This is a genomic window from Candidatus Magnetaquicoccus inordinatus (genome assembly GCF_004217665.1).
Lineage (GTDB): Bacteria > Pseudomonadota > Magnetococcia > Magnetococcales > Magnetaquicoccaceae > Magnetaquicoccus > Magnetaquicoccus inordinatus.
In genome coordinates this window covers 1-6,582 of the sequence record NZ_RXIU01000202.1, presented here as the reverse complement: position 1 = coordinate 6,582, position 6,582 = coordinate 1, and the positions used below count along the sequence as shown (strand labels likewise).

Sequence of the window (6,582 nt, the reverse complement as noted above, 5' to 3'; positions counted from 1 at the left end):
ACTCAATCCCTCATCGAGACGCTGAATCGCTCTTTCCAAGGGTGACAGGTCAAGTTTATCCGTCATGGTCATCAGAACTCATACCCCAATGAACCCAATTTTTGCCGAATCAACTGGTCCAACTCCTGTCCCTTAGCTATCTGCTCACCCAGCTTTTCGGTCAATTTCCGCATCTTCTCAGCAAAGGCTTCATCATCGTCTTCCACCTCTTCCGCTCCCACGTAGCGACCGGGAGTCAGAACGTGTCCATGTTCAGCAATTTCAGAGAGCTTGACGCTCCTACAGAAGCCGGGGGTATCCTGGTAGGTATCCTGTTTGTTCCTCCAGGCCGCTACCGTATCGCCAATCCGGGTGATGACCTCATCGGTCAATTCTGCCTGAGAACGACTAATCATCTTCCCTAACTTGCGGGCATCGATGAACAACACCTCACCCTTGCGCTGACTCTTCTGTTTGGCCAGGAACCACAAACAAGCGGGAATCTGGGTATTGAAGAAAAGTTGACCCGGCAGAGCCACCATCACCTCCACTACGTCCGCTTCCACCATTGCTCTGCGGATGTCACCTTCGCTGTTCTGGGATGAACTCATCGAACCGTTGGCCAACACAATGCCAGCACGACCAGTTGGTTTTAAGTGATAGAGCATGTGCTGCAACCAAGCGTAGTTGGCATTCCCCGCTGGAGGGTCTCCATAAACCCAACGCGGGTCACCGGCCAACGAACCATGCCACCAATCACTTACATTGAAAGGAGGATTGGCCAGAATAAAATCGGCTCTCAAGTCAGGATGTTGATTCTTGGTGAAGGTATCCGCCGGTTCTCTTCCCAAGTTGAAGTCGATACCCCGAATGGCCAGATTCATGGCGGCCAAACGCCATGTGGTTGGATTGGACTCTTGACCATAGATGGAGGCATCGCCTCTCTTGCCACCATGCGCTTCGATGAACTTTTCGCTCTGCACAAACATCCCACCTGAACCACAGCAAGGGTCGTAGACCTTGCCATGATGGGGAGCCAACACCGCCACCAGGGTCTTGACGATGGAGGATGGGGTGTAGAACTGACCACCCTTTTTGCCCTCGGCACTTGCGAACTGACCCAAAAAGTACTCATACACCTGACCCAGAATATCCCGTGCCTGACCCGCATCCGTGCTGAACCCAATGGTGGAAATCAGGTCAATCAACTCTCCCAACTTGCCATCCGGGAGTTGAGCGCGAGCGTACCGTTTGTCCAGAATCCCCTTCAGCTTTGGGTTTTCGGCTTCGATGAGGGTCAAAGCCTCATCAATCAACTTACCAATCTGCGGATGCTTGGCAGAGGAGCGAAGAGCCTCCCAACGTGCCGCTTCGGGAACCCAGAAGACGTTGGCAGCGGTGTAGTAGTCCCGCTCCTCCAACTCGGCCTTGATGTCCGCAGGAGCGGCATCCGGGAGGTGGTACTCGTCTTTTGGGTTAGCGAATCTCCTCTTCAACTCTGCCTGTCGGGCGCTGAAGGTGTCGGAGATGTACTTAACAAAAATCAGACCAAGCACCAGATGCTTGTATTCCGCCGCATCCATGTTGGCTCGGAGCTTGTCTGCTGCTGCCCACAGAGTTTTTTGAATATCTTCAAGCATTTGATTCGTGCACCATTCTTTGGAGTGTAGCCAGGAGTGGGGACATCCGGCAGTCTACCAGAGACGGAAAGACCAGTCTACAATCAGGATACGGCAACAACTGGGAGAGAAATGAACAAAGTAAAAATTATGTCTTGCCCATGGTTGTTTGGAAACGGTTAGTTTCGGATAATGCCCCAAGCAACCGACAAGAATCAGGAGGACATAACATGGGCAAACCATCCAATTTGACCCCAGAACAGCGCACGCAGATCGTATTGGCCTTGTTGCGGCGAGAGGAACCGGCATCTATACTGGCTCGCCGTTATGGTGTCAGCACCAAGACTATTGGCCAATGGCAGGATGATTTTATCGCCGCAGGCACCTCTGGTTTAGCCGCAGGAAAACGCCAGACAGTTGACAATGCAAAGCAATTGGCCGCGTCGGCAGCGGCAGCATCTGAGCCAAGATACGGTTACGCTGACTGCAGCGTTCCTGGCAAACATGCCCTTGCATCCACCCGTTCTGCTGGTTGATGCAAGGGCTCAGAACAGCTAAAAGCCAAAGCTGAGTCCGGCAAGAATCTCATGGGTGCCAAAATCTTCGCCCGTCAGACGTATGCCAAAATATTTGTAGTTAATATCTGCGGATATGCCGGGGTTTAATTCAATGCTCATGCCGACGCCTGCCTGATAGGCCAAGTCACTGCCGGAACCTTTGATGCTCACATTGCCGAGAGATACCTCTCCATTGTGCCAAGAATAACCTGTTCCGCCAAAAATATAGGGGGTGACCTTGCTGCTGTTGTTAAAATCATAATATACATTGGCGATTAGCGATTTGGACGTAATATCACCATTCAAATTGACCGAATTTCGACCAACCGTGGCTTTCTCAAAATCGACTTTACGATAGGCTCCTTCCAATTCGATACGCATAGAGTTCTTCAACTTCATGCCGATGGCAACAGAACCACTTAACCCATTCGCAAAGGAGATTGTGACGCCACTATCTTCGATGTCACGTGGAAAGGTTCCCCCAATCTTCAGGCTGGTATAGCGGGTATGTCGCGATGGTGTCGGTTCGTCAGACCCGGCAACAGCACTCAGCAGCAGAGGCGATACCACACACATTGCTGCAACAACATATTTATTCATGATTTGTTTTCTCCTCTCTCGCATAAATGATGACCATTCGCTGTTCGGCAATGGCGCTCTCTTTTTCTCTGTGTCTGGTGTTTGCAAATAGCAAAATGTGCATGCTCTCTGCTGTCTGTGTGTCCTGTACGCTGTTGCCCATTGTCGTCTCATAACCTGCAGATCAGCACCATCTGTTCCAATAATTATTTGTTATTTTACGTTTCTTAAGATATAAACTAATTTGTGTATTTTCGTCAAGTCTTAACAGAGTGATTGCATAACCAGTATCTGTTTTTGCAAGGATAATTTTGCTTGAAAATGATTATCAATATAGAAAAAATTTTCTGAAACATATACATGCACACAATGTATAATTGTTGCCATATGAGTATAAACAATTAATAATATGGTGCAATCGCTATAATATTATGGAATGTAATGACTGATTGCTTGCAGAAGCTGTATGAAGAGGGAGGCTGTGCGTAACTGTTGAGCGTTTGCAAGTCGGCAGCGTGTTGGGGCTTGAGATCACCTTTCGTCTGCGCGTGGGGTTTGAGAAATCATTCAAGACAGGCAATCTGTGGAGATCACGTCTCCTCGTCTGCGCGTGGGCTTGGAGAGCTGCTCTGATAGGTGTCACGTTGTGGAATGATAATTTCATAACGGGTGCCCTGGCCAGGAGCAGTGTCACAGTGGATGCTGCCTTGCAAATTTTGTGTGACCAAATTAAAGAGCACATGCAATCCCAAACCATGCGCCCCCCGATGGCGGGCCGTGGTAAAAAAGGGATCAAAAATACGTTGCCGCTCCTCTTGACTCATCCCGCAACCATCATCCGCATAAAAGATGTGCAGACTGTGTTCCCTGCGGAGGACGTCAATGCTGATTTTGCCCGCCTCTCCATCACGAAAAGCGTGCATCAGCGAATTGACTACCAACTGCGTCAGAATCTGCGAAAAAGAGCCTGGATAACTGTCCAATACAATCTCCTCAGGACAGTGCACCGTGATACTGTGGCGACTGCGTGCCAGCAGGGGATGCAGACTGCGTAACACATGGTGCAGATAATCCTGCAAACCAAACAGTCGTCGCTCCTCCTGGGTGCGGTCTACAGCAATCTGTTTGAAGCTGCGTACCAACTCTGCCGCACGCATCAGATTACTCAAGACCATCTGCGAGGATTCTCGCAGATCCAAAAACAGTTGCTGCCACTCTGCCTGGCTGGGTGGGTCGTTCTCGATACGGAGCGCATACTCCTGACATTTGCTCTCCAAAAAAGAGGCGGCTGTAATGCCCGTGCCAACCGGCGTGTTGATCTCATGCGCCACCCCTGCGACCAGGATTCCCAACGAAGCCATCTTTTCTGAGGCAACCAGATGCTCTTGCGCCTGGCGAATGGCCTGCAAAGAAGCATGCAGCGATTCATTGATCTGCTGCAGCTCCTCTTGCCGAGCCTGCTCCTGCTGTCGCGAGCGCAATATCTCTTGTGTCATCCATTGCAACTGCTGTTCAATCAACTCCAGATGATCCCCAGAGTGCTCCTGCTGCGGCTGTAAACCCAATTGCTGTGCTGTGACCGCTACCATTTTTTCTGTGGAGTGCTGTACCTTGTGAATAATCAATATTATTATTGTCAATAATAACAGTGCAAGAATGCCATAACCCAACACAAATTGATCACGGATGCTTTGTCTGACCGCAAAGCTGATGGTATCAATATCTGCCAAAGGAACCATGCTGATAAAATGGATCGGTACCTGGACTGCCGAACCATAATCGAGCAATTTGCCAAATAAAATATTCTCTTTTTCCAGTTGTTGACGGGTTTGTCCGCTCGCTACCCGCTCTGGGCGGCTGCTCGCAAACACCTCGCCAGTAATCCCGTGCAACAAGACAACTATACTGTCCGATTCGGTGGTGGTATGAAAAATGGATAAAAAATCATTATCAAGTGGTGCAATCCAGACAATAGTGGCGATAACATTTTGCTGATGATCAAAAATTTCTCCTGCCGAAACCAGATAGACTGCGCCTTCTGCTGCGCTGATGATATGATTGGGTTCGTTGTCAGAGGGCAAAGCGCTGATTCTCTGCAATAAACTGGGGGCAAGAGCCGGCAGTGTCTCCTGTTCCCTGTATATCTCGCGAATCTGCTGTCGCTGATCCAGTAAAAGAATATAAGGAGCTGCAATCAGATTGCGCATCAGTGAACGTGTGGGTAACCAGGGAGGGGGGTGGTGTTCCTGCCACTGTCGAGGAGCGCTCTCCTGTTGCCACTCCTGCTGTTTTTCGCTGACATAGTGGTGCAAAATCGAGCGTTGCGCAAACAACTGTACCGCCTGCTCCTGAGCGCGAAAATGCTGGTCAAACAAGAGACGGTCTCGTTGTGCCTGTACCTCCAGTTCATTCAACAAACGGCTGCGAAAGGTGCTGCGGATCTGAATCGTTTGCCAATAGTCTACCGCACTCAAAAAGAGAGTACCCACTACAATCATAATCAAGGCAGTTTTGCTGGTCAGAGAGGCAGAACGCCACAGTTGCTGCCATGGCCTCATGGCGGTGCTACCGTTTGCAACCAGGGTGGTTCACCAATCAGCTCATCCCCTTTGAATTGCCAACCCTGCTTTTTTAACTCCGAGGCTGGTACCACATGGTAGGAGGGATCAATCTCTTCCGCATGCGCAAGCAGATATTCCACCAATTGGCTGGCTTTGGCATTGCTGGTCGTGGTGCTGCTCCAGGTGGAGACATTATATGTGAAATAGAAGGGATATTTTCCTGATGCCACCGCTTTACGGTCATGCGGATGAAAGCCGTCCACAGCGAGAGTTTTGACTTTGCCCCGGAAACGCGGCTGATTGATGGTATGCCAATTCTCTTCATAGCCTAATGTGCCTCGGCGCTTGGCAATATTGGTGACCATATCCAACATGCTGCCCACCTCGTCTGCGCGGCTGGAAAAGAGCTCTTTGTTGTCCAAAAGCAAGCGCCAATGTCCGGGGCGCGTTTTGCAATGAAAACGGATGATCGGGTGAATCGGCAGATCTTTCGCAACCAGTTGTGCCACAGAAGGCACTTGTGACCAGCGCAGCCATTCACCACGAAAAATAGAGCGTACCTCTGCCGCACTCAATTGTGTGATGGGGTCGCCAGCATTGGCCAATATTGCTAAAGGAGCTATGCCTATGGTATGCCAGCGCAATCCGGGCAAACGGTCCGCCGCTGCCGGCGGACAACAGGAACCTCCTATATCCACCTCTTTGCGTTGTAATCCTTCGATGGCCGGGCCACAAGTTCCCTCGCGCACGACAACCTTGATCTGTTGCTTGCGGGCAAAAGCCTGAATCAACGGTAACAATCCAGGATAGTTGTTTTGATCCAACAAAACCACTACTTCAGCACCCATATCCTGGGCGTTATAGCGTATCGGTTGCTTTTGCCACGCTTCTTCTTTAGTGGCAACCTCCTCAGGATTGGCAAAGGCTGGACCTTTTAAGGTGGTCGGCAGGCCAGAATGGCCATGCAACAGCGGGGGAGTGGCTAAGAAGAGAAAAAACGCCGCAATCATTCTTGTCAAACCCGATTGGAACATCATTTTTCCTTTTCACATGAAGATACTGCGCAAGGCATGAATGGTATCGACAAAGGGTGCAAGAGCGTTTCTCAAATCAACAACGATTCATCGTATCATTTTTTCAGCCACAAGATGAAGTTGTAATTTGAATGCTGGGCAATTAATTTGCCTTCTCTGGTAACTATTCACCACCAAAAACTATTGCGGGTCCAGGGAGGGCACCTCCCTGGCCGGGTCCAGGGATGGAATCCCTGGGATTTTGCTTTTAATC

Annotated in this window: 5 protein-coding genes; 1 reads left to right on the top strand and 4 read right to left on the bottom strand. The window is 49.9% G+C overall.

What is annotated here, in order from left to right; all coding sequences use genetic code 11:
* Positions 1–71: 71 nt before the first annotated feature.
* Positions 72–1,619: a class I SAM-dependent DNA methyltransferase gene (locus EJP87_RS12785; RefSeq protein WP_130472261.1), complete on the bottom strand. Its 1,548-nt coding sequence runs from the start codon at positions 1,617–1,619 to the stop codon at positions 72–74.
* Between the two features lie 209 nt (positions 1,620–1,828).
* Between EJP87_RS12785 and EJP87_RS12780 the strand changes: the two genes are divergently transcribed.
* Positions 1,829–2,134: a helix-turn-helix domain-containing protein gene (locus EJP87_RS12780; RefSeq protein WP_130472260.1), complete on the top strand. Its 306-nt coding sequence runs from the start codon at positions 1,829–1,831 to the stop codon at positions 2,132–2,134.
* Positions 2,135–2,152: 18 nt separating this feature from the next.
* On the opposite strand, the gene EJP87_RS12775 is transcribed toward EJP87_RS12780, so the two are convergent.
* The 3 genes from EJP87_RS12775 to EJP87_RS12765 all read right to left on the bottom strand — a co-directional run bounded on the left by EJP87_RS12775 (position 2,153) and on the right by EJP87_RS12765 (position 6,305).
* Positions 2,153–2,755, bottom strand: coding sequence for an outer membrane protein (locus EJP87_RS12775; protein WP_193771365.1), 603 nt, complete (start codon positions 2,753–2,755; stop codon positions 2,153–2,155).
* Positions 2,756–3,324: 569 nt separating this feature from the next.
* Positions 3,325–5,292 (bottom strand): sensor histidine kinase, encoded by a 1,968-nt coding sequence (locus EJP87_RS12770; RefSeq protein WP_130472258.1) that lies wholly within the window; start codon positions 5,290–5,292, stop codon positions 3,325–3,327.
* Positions 5,289–6,305: a substrate-binding domain-containing protein gene (locus EJP87_RS12765; protein WP_193771364.1), complete on the bottom strand. Its 1,017-nt coding sequence runs from the start codon at positions 6,303–6,305 to the stop codon at positions 5,289–5,291. Before EJP87_RS12765 ends, EJP87_RS12770 begins: the two co-directional genes overlap by 4 nt.
* Positions 6,306–6,582: the final 277 nt, after the last annotated feature.

Bases quoted from the DNA above. Each gene is read 5' to 3' on its own strand.
- EJP87_RS12785 (WP_130472261.1), bottom strand. From the start codon at position 1,619: ATGCTTGAAGATATTCAAAAAACTCTGTGGGCAGCAGCAGACAAGCTC.
- EJP87_RS12780 (WP_130472260.1), top strand. From the start codon at position 1,829: ATGGGCAAACCATCCAATTTGACCCCAGAACAGCGCACGCAGATCGTA.
- EJP87_RS12775 (WP_193771365.1), bottom strand. From the start codon at position 2,755: ATGAATAAATATGTTGTTGCAGCAATGTGTGTGGTATCGCCTCTGCTG.
- EJP87_RS12770 (WP_130472258.1), bottom strand. From the start codon at position 5,292: ATGAGGCCATGGCAGCAACTGTGGCGTTCTGCCTCTCTGACCAGCAAA.
- EJP87_RS12765 (WP_193771364.1), bottom strand. From the start codon at position 6,305: ATGATTGCGGCGTTTTTTCTCTTCTTAGCCACTCCCCCGCTGTTGCAT.